A 16,972-nucleotide genomic window follows, 5' to 3' on the forward strand; every position below is an offset into this window, starting at 1 on the left:
CCTCGGGAAACGTGCATGCATTGCAGGCATTGCAGGCACAATCCGAATGTGAAAGTGCATGCAATGCATGCAATGCATGCACCTTAAAAATTGAGGTAGTCACCTTCGGCGAAACCATGGCGTCGATCCGGGCTGCGGGCTTGCTGCGTGCCGGGGGCGCGATGACCATGTCGCTCGGCGGCGCTGAAACCAACGTCGCGATCGGGCTCGCCCGGCTCGGCCACCGGGTGAGCTGGGTGGGCAGGCTCGGAGCCGACGAAGTGGGGACCTTCGCATTGCGGACCCTGCGCGCCGAGGCCGTGGTGACCGACGGCGTCGTCGTCGACCCCAGGCGCCCCACCGGCCTGATGCTGCTGGAACGGCGGATCGCTGAGGTGTCGCGGGCCGCCTACTACCGGGCGAATTCGGCCGGCTCGGCGCTCTGCAGCGATGACTTGCGGGCGGCGCTGGAAGGCAACCCGCGGGTCCTGCACCTCACCGGGATTACCCCCGCACTCTCCGTGTCTGCGGCTGAAGCCACCCTGTGGGCGGCGGGTGAAGCGAAACGCCGGGGCATCCTGGTGAGCTTCGACGTCAACTATCGGTCGAAACTGTGGGCCGTCTCCGAGGCTTCGGCGGTGCTTGGCCCGCTGGTTGACCTGGCCGACATCGTCATCGCTTCCGACGACGAACTGGCCCTCGTGGCCCCCAGCGTTTCGGAAGCCGAAGCCGTGGCGGGCCTGCACGTGCGCGGGGTGCGAGACGTCGTCGTTAAGCGCGGTGCGGCTGGTGCCTCGACCTTCACCGCGGGGGAGCGGCCGGTGCACCAGAGCGCGATCCCGGTACCGGTGGTGGACACGGTGGGGGCCGGTGACGCGTTCACGGCAGGGTATCTCTCAGCGTTGCTCGATGGGGAGCCAACCGCCGGGCGACTGCTGCGCGGGGCGACGCTCGGCGCGTTTGCTGTTTCCGGGTCGGGCGACTGGGAGAACCTGCCGTATCGCAGCGAACTTGCCCTGGCCGACCAATCGGCAGGCAGCACCATCCGCTAGTCAGTCTGGTTCATTTATCTGAAGTTCGTAGCAAGGAGACGTAAGTGAAAATCAAGAGCGCAGAAGTGATCGTGTCGAGTCCGGATCGGAACTTCGTCACTCTCCAGATCACCACCGAGGACGGCCTGACCGGGCTTGGCGACGCCACGCTGAATGGGCGCGAGCTGGCCGCCGCTGCGTATCTGGAACACCACGTGGTGCCGCTGCTGATTGGACGGGACGCGCACCGGATTGAGGACACCTGGCAGTTCCTCTACCGCGGAGCGTACTGGCGCCGGGGGCCGGTGACCATGGCGGCGATCGCGGCCGTCGACGTCGCGCTCTGGGATATCAAAGCCAAAGCCGCTGGCATGCCGCTGTACCAACTGCTCGGCGGCGCGTCACGGGACGGCATCCGTGCCTACGGCCACGCCAGCGGGCGGGACATCCCCGAGATCCTCGACTCCGTCCGGGAACACCTTGAGCTGGGATACAAGGCGATCCGGATCCAGACCGCCGTGCCGGGCATCGATGCCGTGTACGGGGTGGCAGCCCAGCCGAGTGCCGGTGGAACCCGCTACGACTACGAGCCGGCGCAGCGCGCGGCCCTTCCCGCCGAGGAGGACTGGGACACCCGCGCCTACCTGAGGCACATCCCCACCGTGTTCGAGGCGGTGCGCAACGAGTTCGGACCAGAACTGCCGCTACTGCACGACGGCCACCACCGGATGACGCCGATCGAGGCGGCCCGCCTGGGCAAGTCGCTGGAACCGTACGACCTGTTCTGGCTGGAGGACTGCACCCCGGCGGAGAACCAGGATGCGCTGCGGCTGGTCCGGCAGCACACCACCACGCCGCTGGCCATCGGGGAGGTGTTCAACACCGTGTTCGATTACCAGACCCTGATCCGCGAGCAGCTGATTGACTACGTTCGCTCGGCAGTCACCCACACCGGGGGAATCAGCGCGATGAAGAAAATCCTCGACTATGCGGCCCAATACCAGATCAAGTCAGGCATCCACGGGCCCACCGACATTTCGCCGGTGGGGATGGCCGCGGCCCTGCACTTGGACCTGGCAATCCACAACTTCGGCATCCAGGAGTACATGCGGCACGGCGATCTCACCAACGAGGTGTTCCAGCAGTCCTTCTCCTTCAAGGACGGCTACCTACACCCGGGCGAGCAGCCCGGACTCGGCGTCGAACTCGATCTGGACGCTGCAGCGGCCCATCCATACACCCCCGCCTACCTGCCGTTCAACCGGCTCAAGGACGGGACCATTCACGACTGGTAAATCCCCGATCGTGCGGGGGCAGCGACCCGGGCGGTGGTTCCTCGACAGGCCTTCGCGCCATCGAGGTTCCGTCCCGGATCGCCGCCGGTCTAGGCGGGGTACGCCGCTTGCAGCTCGCGCATGCTCCGCGTCCCGCACTGTTCGAGGGATGGTAGGAGACCGACTACGCCATCCAGGTCCTGATGCTTCAGTCTGGTTTTCAGCACGCCCGCCAAGGCGGCGAGCTGGAGAAGTCCCAGCATTCTGCTGGAGCTTTCGATACTGAGGATGACATCCATCAGGAGACGCTCATCCCGATCTTCGGCGGCCCGACTGAGTCGGTAGAACCGTTGATCCCACATGCCGATCGAAATCTGGACGAAGGCGTTGCAGGCTTCAGGGTTCTCGAGCTCACGCTCCAGGTCCTTGAGTGTCCCCGGGGAATAGAGAGGCAGAGATTCGATGGCGTAGTCGATCATAGTGTCCTGTCTTCCCGTGGGATTTCAGGCTAGGAGGACACGGCGGTGATGTAACGCGTGCCGACTACTCGATTATGGGCTGGCGATACGCGAACGGTCCTTCATTCCTACCCGCCCTTTATGCAGGCAGGGCCGTCAGGTGTTTACCAGGCCACCGTTGGCCCCTATGATCAGATCAGAGGTCTAACTGGGGGTCAAAAGGGATGATGAAGAAAAATCGGAAAGTCGACGGGCCGGCAGCGGACCAGCCCGATTCAGCGGCGTCTTCCCCCAGCGCACCCAAAGGAAAATCGGTGAGCTGGCCCAGCCGCCGCCGATCGAGCACTCAGAATCGGGCAACGGATGCGAACGGTGAGTTACGCCGTCTCGCGGCCCGGCGGTGGGACTCGCTCACCAAGCTAGGGCGCCGCCAGCACCCCGGGCAGCCTGAGTAGCCCCGGTAGCTCAGCGGACGGGAACACACCAACGGCTAACCGGCCAGTTTGGCGAGCACCCCGCCCGCGTGGCGCCGAGCGTCGGGACTGCCCAACTGCAGGGTCAAAGCCGACCCAGCCGCCAGGACGGCGTCGACCACGGGTAGGCCGTACCGCCGGCGAAGTTCGCGCGAGACCCCCATGCTGGTCAGCCCAGTGCACGCCTGCAGGATGACGTCGGCGCCCTCGTCAACCAGCCGCTCCGCCGCGAGATAGGTTTCGTAAACCCCGGACGGCGTGAGTAGATCCTGGGTGTGGGTGACGCCGTCGGGCGCCTGAACCGAATGCAAATGCTCACCCAGCACCCGGGCAACGGCGAGCGGCGGTTCTGTGCTGAGCGCGAGCACACCAATCCGGGAGCCCAGGGCGAGGGCAGCGGCCGCCCCTGCAGAGCCGGCGCCCACCACCGGAATATCAACGAGGCTGCGTACGTCCTCCAGCCCGGGATCGGAGGAACAACTGATCATGATGCCGTCAACGTGGGGTGCCAGGTCGGCGGCGAGAGCCATGACCTTGGGGGACGCGAAATCGTGAGTCAACTGGTCGTGGACGCCTTCCGGCTGGTCGTGGACCGCTCGCGAAACAACTTCCACACCGAACGCGTCGCGGACCGCGCGACCGTGGATGTTCAACAGTCGGGGATCACTCGAAGTGAGAACCCTGATTAGGCCGATGCGTGTCATTGACTCCTCATTGGAAGGCCGGTTGGGTCAATTCAATGGTGACAGCGGCGGATTAACGCGAGGTTTCGCGCCGGTTAGCAACTAAAGACCCGTGGGCGTTGCCGCTTTCGGGGGCATGGACGGCGAACTGGGAATGCGACATAATCCCTTCAACTCCTGCCAATAGTTTCGCCCCTCAATGCCTTCTGGAAGGAACGAGCATGGAGCAGATGGTAGTTACCGGGGCTGGTCCGGTCGGATGGACGGTAGCCGAGTTGCTCGCTGGCGCCGGTCACCGGGTGCGGATACTGACCAGGAACGGCACCGGCCCCGACTCGCAGCTGATCCAACGGCAGCCGGTGGATGTGTCGGACCCGACGGCGGTGACTAAAGCCGTTGAGGGGGCCTCCGCCGTCTTCCACTGCATTCACGCCGCCTACAACGCCGACGCCTGGCGGCGGGAGCTTCCCCGGTCGGAGCAAAACATCCTGGCTGCTGCGGCACGCGAGGGCGCCGTCGTCGTCTTTCCCGAAAGCCTCTACTCCTACAGCAAGCCGGAACAGGTGATGACCGAAGCCGGTCCCCGCGACGCGACGGGAGGTAAGCGCGGAGTCCGCACTGACCTGTTGAAGGCGCGGGAGGCATCACCGACCCCCACGGTGAGCGTTGTCTCGGCCGACTTTTTCGGCCCCCGGGTGCAGCAGTCCCAGATGGGTGAGCGGGTGGTGCCCCGGGTGATTGCCGGTCGGCGGATCAGCGTGATCGGGAGCGCAGACACCCCGCATTCCTTCACCTACGTCCCCGATCTCGCGGCCGCATTGATCACCGCGGCCCGCGACGAGCGGGTGTGGAACACGGTGTTGCACGCGCCGACCCTGCGTGCGATCACCCAACGGCAACTGGTCGCCGCCTTCGCCACGGCTGCGGGCGTGCCGACCCCCAACGTCGTCGCGGTGCCGGGCTGGTTTGTTCGGGTACTCGGACGGGTGCAGCCCTTGATGCGCGAGCTGACGGAACTGCTGTACCAGATGGAGCACCCCTTCATCATGGATTCCACAGCGTCGGAGCAGCGGTTGGGGCTGGCCCCCACCCCGTTGCCTGAAGCAGCGGCGGCAACGGTCAACTGGTGGCGGGACAGATCCGTTGCCGGGCGCCGTTAGAGAGCGAGACCGCTTCGGTGGGGTAGGTGGCGGAGGCTCGTAGTCTGGCCCTGCACTACGAATGATGCAAGGATCCCGGCTCGCCCCGTGCCGCCTCAGAGGAGCTTGTCCAACCGCCGTCGGGCGCTGTCCACGGCGCGCTGCGCATCACGGACGGCGCGGACCGCGGCCGACTGTTCCTGTTCGGCCTCGTCGATCTGGTGATCGAGTGACTTGAGGTCTGCCCTCAACTCGGCGAGACGGTGCTGCAGGTCCTCAATCTCTGTGGACAACCCGGTACGGCGGTCCTGGAACTTGTCGATCCTGCGTTCCGCGTCCTCGGCGTCGTCGTCGGCCTCCGCCAGAGTGCGCTCGGCGTCCTCCAGTGCGGTGCGCGCGCTGTCGATGCGCTCCTCGTCGACCCCGTTCTCTCCGGCGGTGATCTTCCCAACCCCGGCCCTGCCGGTGGCGGTGGTGGCCTGCTCAAACGGCCCTCCCACAGCACCTTCGAGGTCGACGGCGTCCCAGCCGCTGGCGCTCAGGACGCGCAGGAGCCGCCCGGTGGACACCGCGGCGGCGGCATCCGCGTCGGTCATGGCGGCACGGAACGTCTGCTCCATTTCGGCTGCGACCGCAGCGCTGACACCGTGACCGAGTTCTTTCGCGAGCGAGAGGCCCACCGTGCCCAGCCCGCTGAGTAGCCGCTGCCGCTGCTGTCCGAGTTCCTTCATCCGTTTCTGGTCTAGCTCTTCCTGGGCATTGCGCAGAGCCATCCCCAGCTCAAGGGCCTCGTCAACGGCGTCCCGGCGGTGTTGGACGAGCATGTTGACCAGCCACGCTGCCATCGAAGGTTTGGGGAGCCGCCTGATCTGACCCGATAACAGCTTGTCATCGGCGCTTTTCGCCCGCGCGTTGCGTTCGGCGGTGAACTCTTCGAGGGGGAGGGCATACAGGTGAGCGGCAGCCTCGGTCAGGGGGTGTTCGGATTGCTTCCGATCGCTCACTGTGTCCTTCCTCAGCGCGGGTGGGTCTGGCCCCAATGTAACCGTGGTGATCTACCTCTCACAATTGCCGCTACCATTCCTCTAGAGGAATTGATCTGGGGAAACGGATCGCCCACCGTAAGACTGGGCCGCCAAACGTTCGTTGGCGTGCGACATCGGCGTAACGAAGCACACTAGGGGATGAGTTCAATGGCGACCAAATGGGAACCTCGGTTCGAGGGGGAGGTATTACCCGAGTCGCTGTTTGCGCAGGCCCACGCAGCTACCTCCGAGGTCACACTAATCACCGATGCCAGCCAGAACATCGTCCACGTCTCGCAGTTCTTCACCACTATTACTGGATACAGCCCTGAGGATGTGGTGGGGCTGAACTGCCGGTTGCTGCAGGGGCCTGGATCTGATCCTGAGACCAAACGGGTCATGAGGACGGCACTGGCCGCGGGGGAGCCCTTCCGCGGGGAAATCCTTAACTACCGCAAGGACGGGTCAGCATTTTGGAATGACCTAAGCGTGGTCCCGCTGCGCGACGCCGACGGTCGGGTCGCCCACTATGCCAGCGTCCAACGGGACATCAACACCCGGATTGCCCTGAACGAGCAACTGCGGTTCCAGGCGATGCATGATCAGGTGACAGGGCTGCCAAACCGGGTGGCGCTCACCGAACGGTTCCAGGACGTGTTCGCTAGGGGCGACCACACCAAGGTCACGGCAGCCGTAGGCATGATCGACCTTGACGACTTCCGCGCCGTCAACAACGCATTCGGCCACGAAGCTGGGGACCACGTCCTCAAAGAATGGGCTGTGCGCATGCAGGCCATATTGCGCGACGGCGATTTTCTCGGCCGGATGGGCGGCGACGAATTCATTCTCCTGGTGAAGGACATTGACCGCGCGGCGGCGCCGGTAGTGCTCGCTGGAATCCTGGATTCGCTGCACGATGCGGTTGAACGGCCGTTCAACGTCAATGGGAGAAGCATCAGGGTGGGGATGAGCATGGGGCTCGCGTTGTATCCCCGCGATGGGTGCGACATGGCGTCGTTGCTGCGGAATGCCGATGAAGCGTTGTATCAGTCGAAGAAGTTGAAGAGCAACCGTGACCGGTGGTGGACGCTGGCTGCTGCTGAACCGGAGGCCGGATTGGGGTCCGACCTGAATTATCTGGCAGCGGGCGTGGCTGGCGTCGGCGGGCGGCCGGATAGCAGCGTCATCGACAGTTACCGGGAGCGGCTGCACTCAGGGGGGCTCGAGGCGTTCATGCAACCGGTGGTTGACCTCCGAGATGGGTCGGTGCACCTGTTTGAGGCGTTGGCCCGGCTGCGGATGGCCGACGGGCGGATTGCTTCGCCCGGCGAGTTCCTTCCCTATCTGACCAAAAATGAGCTTGACCTGCTCTTTGTCGGGATGCTTGATCAGGCGCTCGGCTGGGTCGCCACCTGGGATGGGGAAGGGCTGAAGGCGAACATTTCGGTAAACCTTCCCCCGAGCACGCTCCTGAATCCGGACTGTCTCACTCTGGTGCGTGACGCTCTGGAGCGCCATAATATTGCCCCGAACCGGTTGGGTCTCGAGTTGCTTGAATCACAGACCCTGGAGTGGGAGGTGCAGCGCGATGCCCTGGATCAGCTCGTGGGCCTCGGTGTCGGGCTTGCCATGGATGACCTCGGCGCCGGCCACAGCAGCCTGAAACGACTGTCGGTGCTCCCCTTCAGCGCCATCAAGCTGGATCGCGAGCTGCTCACCGAGATCCGCAGGAAGCCTGTGGAGACGCTGAGCATGATTGCGTCCCTCATCCAGATGGGCCGTGATTTCGAAATGAACGTCGCCATTGAGGGGCTGGAGGATCTCGGGATCACCGAGGCCGCCGTCGTCCTCGGCGCGCCGCTGGGGCAGGGGTACTACCTCACCCGGCCGCTGCCCGCCGTGGAGGCTGCCGGCTGGGCGCGCGGCTTCACCCTCGACGTGCAGCCGAGTGCGCCGCGAACCTACCTGGGCGGGTTGGCCTACCATTGGCAGTTCGCCCGGCTGGGTGCGCCGCATCCGCGTCCGCTGGCAGCCTGTCCTCTCACTGGGCTACTCGACGACAGTCCCGCCAACGAGGATGTGATGCGCTGGCACGCTTTGCAGCACGATCCCGAGGCCACCCACCCCTCGGCGGGCCGCCTGCTGATGGACTGGCTGGTGCAGCAGATCCGACGCAAAGGAGCGGAAACCGTCGGGGTTTTCACCCCGGTGTAGCGCCCACTTATATATGAAGCCTGCTTAGTATTACGTGTAGGCTGACAGGGTAGCGACAGGAACTCTGCGCTACCCGAGTGTCTGGAGCAATCGATGTCTGAGCAGAATTCCCCCATCACCAACCCCCCTATTCCTGGTGCGCCGTCGGTTGCGGCGCCGAGCCTGGCGGAGCCGGTGGAACCTCGCGAGCCGCTCCCGCCCAAGCCTGATCAGGATGCGCCCGAGACTGTGTCACCGACCGGTACCCCCACCGGCGCTGCCAAGACCGTCAATTCGCAGAGCGGTCGGTTCCTCACCACTGCCCAGGGCGCCCGGGTCGCCGATACCGATCACTCCCTCAAGGCGGGTCCACGTGGGCCGGTCCTGCTCCAGGACCACCATCTGCGTGAAAAGATCACCCACTTCGACCACGAGCGCATCCCCGAGCGTGTCGTTCACGCCCGCGGGGCTGGCGCTCACGGAACCTTTGTGGCCAACGGTGCCGCAGCAGGAGTCACGAAGGCTGGCTTCCTCGCCAAGGACGTCGAGACGCCGGTCTTCGTGCGATTCTCCACGGTGCTCGGCTCACGCGGTTCGGCTGACGCGGTGCGTGACACCCGTGGCTTCGCCACCAAGTTCTACACCGATGAGGGCACCTACGACCTCGTGGGAAACAACATCCCGGTGTTCTTCATCCAGGACTCGATCAAGTTTCCCGACGTCGTCCACGCAGCCAAGCCGCACCCGGACCGTGAAATCCCCCAGGCCCAAAGCGCCCACGACACGTTCTGGGATTTTGTCTCGCTGCACAGTGAAGCGCAGGCGCACACCATGTGGAACATGTCCGATCGCGGCATTCCCCGCTCCTACCGGACGATGGAAGGCTTCGGCGTCCACACCTTCCGGCTGCAGAACGCAGCAGGCGAAACCACCCTGGTGAAAATCCACTGGAAGCCGAAACAGGGCGTCCACTCCCTGGTATGGGAAGAAGCCCAGATCATCAACGGGATGGACCCCGACTTCCACCGCCGCGACCTGGCGGATTCCATTGAGGCCGGTGCCTTCCCGCAGTGGGACCTGGGCATCCAGACCTTCCCGGACACCGAAGACGAGATGTTCGAGGGAATCGACCTGCTCGACCCCACCAAGTTTGTCCCCGAAGAGTTGGCTCCCGTGCAGATCATCGGAACGATGACACTGAACGCAAATCCGACCAACTACTTCGCTGAGACCGAGCAGATCGCGTTCCACCCGGGTCACCTGGTACCGGGCATCGACGTCACGAATGATCCCCTGCTGCAGGGTCGGCTGTTCTCCTACATCGATACCCAGATCAGCCGGCTCGGTGGACCAAACTTCGCCCAGCTGCCGATCAACCGGCCGCATGCTCCCGTCAATGACATGCTCCGCGACGGCATGCACCAGACCGCAGTCCATGGGGGAGTGGCGCCGTACCGGCCGAACTCGCTCGACGGCGGTTGCCCGTTCCTCGCCGGTGAGGACATGAGCGCCTACATCGACGTGCCGCAGGAACTCCCGGCGTCGCGCAAGGTACGCGAGAATCCGGCCACGTTCGAAGATCACTTCAGCCAGGTGCGGATGTTCTTCAAGTCCCTCACCCCGCTGGAACAGGATCACGTCATCTCCGCGTACACCTTCGAACTGGGAAAAGTGTACGAAGAGAACCTGCGCGTCCGGCAGCTGCAGAACCTCGCCAACATCGACGAGCGTCTGTGCGCCGAGGTGGCCAACGGTCTCGGCCTGGCAGCACCCGCACCCATCGAACAGGTCGAGGATCACGAGCCGAGCCCCACGGTTTCGCAGATCGGCGGCACCTGGCCTGTTGAGGGCCGGATCATCGGTGTGATCGCTGACGCCAACAGCGACGTCACCGCCGTCGCCAGGCTCAGCTCACTGATCAACGACGCCGGAATGGTTCCGTTGATCATCGCTCCCAAGGGCGGCAAGCTCGACGGCGGACTGGTGGTCCAGCGGACCTACCTCACCGCCCGATCCACCGAGTTCGACGCGCTGATCGTGGCCGGCGCGGCAACCCCGAGCGACGACGCTGCCAATAGCCGGGACGCTAAGGCCGGGTCACCGGGCGTGACAATCGACCCCCGTGTCGCACTGCTCCTCTCCGAGGCGTTCAGGCATTCGAAGGCCATCGGCGGCGTCGGCGACGTTGCCTCGGTGTTGCAGTCAAGCGCCATCAGCCCCGAGGCGCCAGGCGTCGTCGTCGGCGACGCGACGCCAGTGCTCACCACGCTGACCGAGCTGCTGTCCAAGCACCGGGTCTGGGACCGCTTCCCGGTTCCCGCTAAGTAAATAGGTTAAAGGCAACTGACCGCTGGGAGAGACCCCGGCGGTCAGTTGCCTTTAACCCCGACCCCTCCGCCGAGAAGTTAGAGTAGCTGCATGTTTGAGGCTTTTACGGAATTCGTGACGACGGTTGACGGGGTCGATATTGCGGGCAGGATCTCCCGCCCCACGGATGAACCCAAGCCGGCGCTGCTGCTGCTGCACGGGCATCCCGAATCTCACGTGATGTGGCACAAGATTGCCGACCGGCTGACCGAGCGCTACACCGTGGTGATGCCTGACCTGCGCGGCTATGGTTCCTCGGGAATTCCGGCCAGCGATCCGGAGCACCAGACCTACAGCAAGCGCACGATGGCCCGAGACCAGGCGCTTCTGATGCAGCATTTCGGCGCTGAGCGCGGATTCCGGCAGTTTGCGGTCTGCGCCCATGACCGCGGTGCACGGGTGGCCCACCGGCTGCTCACCGACCACCCGGACCTGGTGACCGCAGCAATGCTCCTGGACATCGCCCCCACCCTCGACATGTATGAAGCAACCGATAGAGCCTTTGCCGAGGCTTATTTCCACTGGTTTTTCCTCATCCAGCCGCAGCCGTTGCCGGAATCGCTCATAGAGGCCAACCCGCGCGCCTACATCGAGAATCTGATGGGAAGCAGGTATGCGGGCCTCGCCCCCTTTCCGCGGGATGTTCTCGACCAGTACGTTGCTGCCCTCTCCCGGCCCGGCGCAGTTCACGCGATGTGCGAGGACTACCGGGCGTCGTCGACCATTGACCTCGAGCATGACCGCCACGACCGGGCCAGCAATCTGCAGATCAGCACCCCGCTGCGGGTGCTGTGGGGGAAGCACGGGGTGGTCGGCAAGCAGTTCGATCCACTCGCACTCTGGCGCGAAATGGTCCCCAACGCGACCGGCCGGGCGCTCGACGCCGGCCACTACCTCCCCGAGGAAGCACCGGCAGACGTATTGGACGAGATCCTGAGCTTCCTCTAACGGCCGACACCGCCGGGTTGAACCTGCCTTAACGAACCGCGCCGCCCGACCCCGAAGGGCCGGACGGCGCGGCGGCCTGGAAAAGACCTAGTACACGAGCCCGAAGACCCAGGCCGCCAGCGTCATCGTGGTGATGGTGGTCAACACCAGCGCAATGAGGTTCAACCAGATGCCGGCCTTGAGCATGTGGGCAATCTCGACATGGCCGGAAGAGTAGGCGATGGCGTTGGGCGGCGTCGCAACCGGCAGCATGAACGCGCAGGTCGCGGCGATCGCCACGGGGATCACCAGCAGCATCGGATCCACGCCGAGCCCGACGGCGACCCCACCGATCAGCGGCAGGAACGCAGCCGCGGTGGCCGTGTTACTGGTGAGCTCGGTCAGCAGCAGCACGATGCCAGCCACGATGGCGATGATCAGGACCAGCGGCAGCACATCGAGTCCGGCCACCCGCGTGCCAACCCAGGCGCTCAGACCGGTTGCGGTGAACTGCGCCGAGAGCGCGAGGCCTCCGCCGAACAACAGCAGGATGTCCCAGGGCAGCGCCCTAGCACTGGCCCAGTCAAGCAGGGGCACGCCCTTCTTGATATTCGCTGGGATCACGAACAGCAGGACAGCGACCACCATGGCGATGACGGCGTCAGCAATGTTCGATCCCGGCCACAGCAAGGGGACACTGATCCAGGCAGCCGCTGCGAGTACGAAGATCACACCGACCTGCTTCTCACCGGTGTTCATCGAGCCGAGCTTCTTGTACTCATCCCGGATCAGCTGGCGCCCGCCCGGGATCTCCTTGATCTCAGGCTTGTAGAAGACCTGGGTAAGGAGGAACCAGGCAATGAACATGAACACCACCGACATTGGCACGCCGACCAGCATCCACTGGCCGAAGCCCACCTGAATGTCGTGGGTCTCGGCCAGGTAGCCGACCATGAGTGCGTTGGGTGGGGTGCCGATAATGGTGCCGAGCGAACCGATCGACGCCGAGTAGGCGATGCCCAGCATCAACGCGATGCCGAACCGCTTCGGTGGTTTGCCGTCGCTGACAGTTGCCACCAGGGTGAGAACCGAGATGCCGATGGGCAGCATCATCACGGCTGTGGCGGTGTTGGAGACCCACATACTCAGGAAGCCGGTGGCGATCATGAAACCGCCGATGAGTTGGCTCGGCTTGGTACCGACCAGGAGGACGGTCGCGAGCGCAATTCGTCGATGCAGGTTCCACCGCTGGAGCGCGAGGGCCAAAAGGAACCCGCCCATGAACAGGAAGATGATGGGGTTGGCGTAGGGCGGTGCCACCTCATCAATGGTGGACACGTTCAGAATCGGGAAGAGGACCAGGGGCAGCAGCGCTGTCGCGGCCAGTGGGATGGCCTCGGTCATCCACCACAGCGCCATCAGGGCGGCGATGGCGGCGGTCACCCTGGCGGGCTGCTCAAGGTCGGTCGGCAGGGTCAGATACATGATGATGGCGACGACGACGCCGGCCACCAGGCCGATCCTTTTCCGCATCAGCACCCGTCTATCCTCGGCAGGCTCCAGCATGCCGGGTGCAGCCGAGGTATCGACCTCTTGTTTGTTTGACGGCTGTTCGGTTGACGGCGTTGTCACGGTGTATCCTCCCGATGGGAGCGTCCGGGCACCCGAACGCTGACTACATATGCAACCCCATGAATCCAACCAAGTAAAGCTGGGCAGTTGTACGACGGCCGGCCGTGGGAGGATTCTGAGCATGAACTTCTTCGACCGGTCCGGCCGCAAGCCCGTTGTGACAGTGCTCGTGGGGGACCGCCCGGTGGTCGGACTGGAGCGGGTTGCGGCGCTGGCGGAGCTCCGAGAAACCGACGCCGCCGGCCTGCCGATGGCGCTCCGCGGAGCCGACGTGCTTTACCTCTGGGACTTCTTCTCCGGCGCGGTCGAGCCGGCCTGGAAACACGCCGATTCCTTGACGTGGCTGCACGTCGCAGCGGCCGGCGTCGACAAGCTCCTTTTCCCCGGTTTGATCGAATCCGCTGTCACAGTAACGAATGCGCACGGCGTGTTTGACCTTCCGATGGCCGAGTACGTGCTCGGCGCCATGCTGTTTTCCGCCAAGGACTTCGGCCCCACCCGCGACCTACAGCACAACCGGGTCTGGGGCCGGCGAACCACCCGCAACATCGCCGGCGCGCGGGTCCTGATCGTGGGAACGGGAAGCATTGGCCGGTGCACTGCGCGACTCCTGAGTGCGGCGGGCGCCGACGTCGACGGCGCCGGCAGAGTGGCACGGACCGGCGACCCCGACTTCGGCACCGTCCACAGCAGCTCACACCTCACGGCGGTGGTCGGCGCCTACGACTATCTCGTCCTCGTGGCCCCGCTGACCGCCCAGACAGAGGGGATGGTCAGCGCCGAGGTGCTCGCCGCGATGGCACCAACCGCGGTTCTGATCAATGTGGGGCGCGGCCGCCTCGTCGACGAGGCGGCGTTGGTGCGGGCGCTCGACGACGGCGGCATCGCCGGAGCGGTCCTGGACACCTTCGCCGTCGAGCCCCTCCCTCTGGCCAGCCCGCTCTGGGGGATGGACCAGGTGCTCATCTCCCCTCACATGGCCAGCGACGCCGATTCCTGGCTGCAGGATCTGGCCCGCCAGTTCGAAGACAATTTCCTGACCTGGTATGCGGGAAAGCCGTTGCCGCACCGGGTGGATAAGGCGCTCGGGTACGTGCCAACCTCTGGCGCTGACAGCTGACCGCGGCACCCCGACCTTTTCTCCTGCGGAATAGATTCTCTTCTTTCGTGCGTTGCGGCTATTAGGATCTGCTCCTCCCACACCACGTCAAAGGAATTTCTGTGTCTCATAGTGCCCCGCCCTCCGCTGCGCGCCAGCCGATCGAGCGCCAGCCGGCCGGGAGCCGGGAAGACGCTGCGGAGGCCAAACGCAACAAGCTCGTCATCTCGCTGCTCCTCGTATCCGCCTTCGTGGTGATCCTCAACGAGACCATCATGAGCGTGGCACTGCAGTCGCTGACCGTGGACCTCGGCATCACCGTCAGCGCCGGCCAGTGGCTGACCACCGCGTTCATGCTCACCATGGCAGTGGTCATCCCGGTCACCGGGTTCCTGCTGCAGCGGTTCCACACCCGCCCAGTCTTCATGGCCGCCATGTCCCTCTTCAGCCTCGGCACCCTGGTGTCCGCGCTGGCGCCGGGCTTCGAGGTCCTGCTGGTCGGCCGGATCATCCAGGCGAGCGGAACCGCCATCATGATGCCGCTGCTGATGACCACCGTGATGACCCTGGTCCCGCCTGCCTCACGCGGGCGCACCATGGGCAACATCGCGATCGTAATCTCGGTGGCCCCGGCCATCGGCCCCACCGTCTCCGGCCTGATCCTGAGCGTGCTGGACTGGCGCTGGCTCTTCTGGCTGGTCCTGCCCATCGCCGTCGGCTCGCTGATTCTCGGCGCCACCCGCATTCAAAACGTCACCACACCGCGGCGCCTGCCCATCGACGTCCTCTCGGTAATGCTTTCCGCCCTGGCGTTCGGCGGCATCATTTACGGCCTCAGCCAGTTCGGTGAAGCAGCCGAGGGCGGCGGACCGGTTCCACCCTGGCTGCCCCTCGTCGTCGGCGGCGTAGCGCTGGTCTTCTTCATCCTCCGCCAGCGCAGCCTGCAGCGCGCCGACCGCGCCCTGCTGGATCTGCGAACGTTCACGTCCCGCACGTTCACCATCTCCATCCTGGTGATCTCCGTCAGCATGATGGCATTGTTCGGCACCATCATCCTGCTGCCCCTGTACGTCCAGAACGTGCTGGGACTGTCACCGGTGGTGGCGGGCCTGCTGCTGTTCCCGGGCGGGCTGACCATGGGTCTGCTCGGCCCGGTGGTGGGGCGCATCTTTGACAAGCGCGGACCCCGCATCCTGGTGGCGCCCGGCGCGATCCTCGTCAGCCTGGTGTTCTGGGGGTTGACGATGCTCAGCGAAACCACTCCCTTCCTGATGGTGATGGTGATGGTGGCTCACGTTTTCCTGAGCATCGGCCTCGCCCTGATGTTCACGCCGCTGTTGACCTCGGCCCTGGGATCGGTCCGGCCGCAGCTCTACTCCCATGGCAGCGCGATTGTCGGCACCGTCCAGCAGCTCGCCGGTGCAGCGGGCACCGCGCTGTTCATCTCGGTGATGACCATCCAGGCATCTGCCCTGCTCGACGGCGGTGCCTCCGAGGTTGCTGCCGAGGCGGGCGGCATTCAGGCTGCCTTCTTAGGCGGCGCGATCGTGTTCATGTTGGCCGTGATCGCCGCGTTCTTCATCCGGAAGCCCGAAGAGGCACCCGTTGATGCTGCCGACGCCCCCATCGACGGCGCCGGAGTGCCGGCAGTCCACTAGGCGGACGGCTAGGGGTGCCTGACTCCGTCCCCATTGAGGACGGCCAGGTACCCCTCCCGGAACGTGGGGTAGGTGAAAGTGAACCCCGTGGCGGTCAATGCCGCATTGCTCAGGCGCTTGCTTCCGGTCCGCGACGTCGACGCCGGCCCCACCTGCGGTGTGGGCACGCCCAGTTGGGCGGCAAGAAACTCAAGGACCTCGCCCTGATCGACCGGCTCATTGTCGACGCCGATATAGACCGGACCCGGCTCGCCCACCTGGGTGGTTAGGTGCACGATGGCCGCCGCCGCATCATCGCGGTGGATCCGGTTGGTCCACTGGACCTCCTGCGGCAGGACCGCGGTGCCGGAGGACAGTTGGTCGATCAGCCGGGTCCGGCCCGGACCGTAGATCCCTGACAGCCGCAAGATGATGGCCGCCGGTCGCCGGTCACGCAGCAGCTCCTCCGTGCTGGCCAGGATTTTCGCCGTGGCAGTGCCGGGCGCCACGGGAGTCGATTCGTCCACCCACTCGCCCTCGTCGCCCCCGTATACGGCGGTGGACGAGACCAGCAGCACTTGCGCGTCGATGCCAGCACGGTCTAGCGCGTCCAGCACGTTGCCGGTAGCAGTGAGATAAGCCGCGCGGTAAGCGTCCTCGGTACGGCCGTCCGCGGCGGTCGCCAGCACCACAATGCGGGTGTCGGCGGGGAGCGGCGGCAACTCGCCGGTCAGATCCACCGGGACGCCCGCAATTTCCGCCGGGAGCTTGTCGGCTGACCTCCGCCATCCGATCACCCGGTACCCCGCCGCGGCGAATCTCAGCCCGGCCTCGGTCCCCAGATCGCCGCATCCAGCAATCAGTACAGTCCCCCGAGGAGATTTACCTTCGCTCACGTCAGAACCCTTCTCGAACCGGTCGAACTATCCTAAAAGTCGAGCCTACAACGGCGCCGGACCTGCAGAAATCCCACCGGTCGAGGTCGGTCAGTGGGATTGTCTAGATTATCCCAGTGACCAGGGCTGACCGGTGGGAGAGTCGGAACTGGCAGGATC

At 65.0% G+C, this 16,972-nt stretch carries 13 protein-coding genes; 8 read left to right on the forward strand and 5 right to left on the reverse strand.

The window, feature by feature from the left end; all coding sequences use genetic code 11:
* The first annotated feature begins 29 nt into the window (after window positions 1-29).
* Window positions 30-1,031 carry a sugar kinase gene (locus DDA93_RS05395; protein ID WP_279325266.1) on the forward strand — a complete coding sequence of 334 codons (1,002 nt, stop codon included), beginning with the start codon at window positions 30-32 and terminating at the stop codon, window positions 1,029-1,031.
* 44 nt (window positions 1,032-1,075) lie between these two features.
* Complete coding sequence (gene manD / locus DDA93_RS05400) at window positions 1,076-2,305, forward strand: D-mannonate dehydratase ManD (protein ID WP_024475764.1); 1,230 nt, start codon at window positions 1,076-1,078, stop codon at window positions 2,303-2,305.
* Window positions 2,306-2,394: 89 nt separating this feature from the next.
* Here the strand turns inward: manD and DDA93_RS05405 are convergent, their stop codons facing one another.
* Both DDA93_RS05405 and DDA93_RS05410 read right to left on the reverse strand, forming a co-directional pair.
* A complete protein-coding gene (locus DDA93_RS05405; protein WP_019481922.1) occupies window positions 2,395-2,763 on the reverse strand; it encodes a hypothetical protein in 369 nt (122 codons plus the stop codon).
* Between the two features lie 469 nt (window positions 2,764-3,232).
* Window positions 3,233-3,919 carry an aspartate/glutamate racemase family protein gene (locus tag DDA93_RS05410; RefSeq protein ID WP_024475765.1) on the reverse strand — a complete coding sequence of 229 codons (687 nt, stop codon included), beginning with the start codon at window positions 3,917-3,919 and terminating at the stop codon, window positions 3,233-3,235.
* Between the two features lie 200 nt (window positions 3,920-4,119).
* Between DDA93_RS05410 and DDA93_RS05415 the strand changes: the two genes are divergently transcribed.
* Complete coding sequence (locus DDA93_RS05415) at window positions 4,120-5,058, forward strand: NAD-dependent epimerase/dehydratase family protein (protein WP_116778224.1); 939 nt, start codon at window positions 4,120-4,122, stop codon at window positions 5,056-5,058.
* Window positions 5,059-5,153: 95 nt separating this feature from the next.
* On the opposite strand, the gene DDA93_RS05420 is transcribed toward DDA93_RS05415, so the two are convergent.
* Window positions 5,154-6,041: a YscO family type III secretion system apparatus protein gene (locus DDA93_RS05420; RefSeq protein WP_116778225.1), complete on the reverse strand. Its 888-nt coding sequence runs from the start codon at window positions 6,039-6,041 to the stop codon at window positions 5,154-5,156.
* Window positions 6,042-6,230: 189 nt separating this feature from the next.
* On the opposite strand from DDA93_RS05420, the gene DDA93_RS05425 reads away from it, so the two are divergent.
* The 3 genes from DDA93_RS05425 (at window position 6,231) to DDA93_RS05435 (ending at window position 11,570) form a co-directional block, all read left to right on the forward strand.
* Window positions 6,231-8,276: an EAL domain-containing protein gene (locus DDA93_RS05425; RefSeq protein WP_165802575.1), complete on the forward strand. Its 2,046-nt coding sequence runs from the start codon at window positions 6,231-6,233 to the stop codon at window positions 8,274-8,276.
* A gap of 93 nt (window positions 8,277-8,369) precedes the next feature.
* Window positions 8,370-10,583, forward strand: a complete 2,214-nt coding sequence (locus tag DDA93_RS05430; RefSeq protein WP_116778227.1) for a catalase — start codon at window positions 8,370-8,372, stop codon at window positions 10,581-10,583.
* Between the two features lie 90 nt (window positions 10,584-10,673).
* A complete protein-coding gene (locus DDA93_RS05435; protein ID WP_024475437.1) occupies window positions 10,674-11,570 on the forward strand; it encodes an alpha/beta hydrolase in 897 nt (298 codons plus the stop codon).
* Between the two features lie 87 nt (window positions 11,571-11,657).
* Here DDA93_RS05435 and DDA93_RS05440 read toward each other — a convergent pair whose 3' ends face one another.
* Window positions 11,658-13,115: a DASS family sodium-coupled anion symporter gene (locus tag DDA93_RS05440; protein WP_243400529.1), complete on the reverse strand. Its 1,458-nt coding sequence runs from the start codon at window positions 13,113-13,115 to the stop codon at window positions 11,658-11,660.
* Window positions 13,116-13,302: 187 nt separating this feature from the next.
* On the opposite strand from DDA93_RS05440, the gene DDA93_RS05445 reads away from it, so the two are divergent.
* Entirely contained in the window at window positions 13,303-14,301 is a 999-nt protein-coding gene (locus tag DDA93_RS05445) for a D-2-hydroxyacid dehydrogenase (protein ID WP_024476286.1), read from the forward strand.
* A gap of 101 nt (window positions 14,302-14,402) precedes the next feature.
* Window positions 14,403-15,938, forward strand: coding sequence for an MDR family MFS transporter (locus DDA93_RS05450; protein ID WP_116778229.1), 1,536 nt, complete (start codon window positions 14,403-14,405; stop codon window positions 15,936-15,938).
* A gap of 8 nt (window positions 15,939-15,946) precedes the next feature.
* Here DDA93_RS05450 and DDA93_RS05455 read toward each other — a convergent pair whose 3' ends face one another.
* Window positions 15,947-16,813 carry an SDR family oxidoreductase gene (locus tag DDA93_RS05455; protein ID WP_024476284.1) on the reverse strand — a complete coding sequence of 289 codons (867 nt, stop codon included), beginning with the start codon at window positions 16,811-16,813 and terminating at the stop codon, window positions 15,947-15,949.
* Between the last annotated feature and the right edge of the window lie 159 nt (window positions 16,814-16,972).

This window comes from Arthrobacter sp. Bz4, assembly GCF_003075455.1.
Classification (GTDB): domain Bacteria; phylum Actinomycetota; class Actinomycetes; order Actinomycetales; family Micrococcaceae; genus Arthrobacter_D.

Bases quoted from the DNA above. Each gene is read 5' to 3' on its own strand.
- DDA93_RS05405 (WP_019481922.1), bottom strand. From the start codon at position 2,763: ATGATCGACTACGCCATCGAATCTCTGCCTCTCTATTCCCCGGGGACA.
- DDA93_RS05410 (WP_024475765.1), bottom strand. From the start codon at position 3,919: ATGACACGCATCGGCCTAATCAGGGTTCTCACTTCGAGTGATCCCCGA.
- DDA93_RS05415 (WP_116778224.1), top strand. From the start codon at position 4,120: ATGGAGCAGATGGTAGTTACCGGGGCTGGTCCGGTCGGATGGACGGTA.
- DDA93_RS05425 (WP_165802575.1), top strand. From the start codon at position 6,231: ATGGCGACCAAATGGGAACCTCGGTTCGAGGGGGAGGTATTACCCGAG.
- DDA93_RS05430 (WP_116778227.1), top strand. From the start codon at position 8,370: ATGTCTGAGCAGAATTCCCCCATCACCAACCCCCCTATTCCTGGTGCG.
- DDA93_RS05435 (WP_024475437.1), top strand. From the start codon at position 10,674: ATGTTTGAGGCTTTTACGGAATTCGTGACGACGGTTGACGGGGTCGAT.
- DDA93_RS05440 (WP_243400529.1), bottom strand. From the start codon at position 13,115: ATGCTGGAGCCTGCCGAGGATAGACGGGTGCTGATGCGGAAAAGGATC.
- DDA93_RS05445 (WP_024476286.1), top strand. From the start codon at position 13,303: ATGAACTTCTTCGACCGGTCCGGCCGCAAGCCCGTTGTGACAGTGCTC.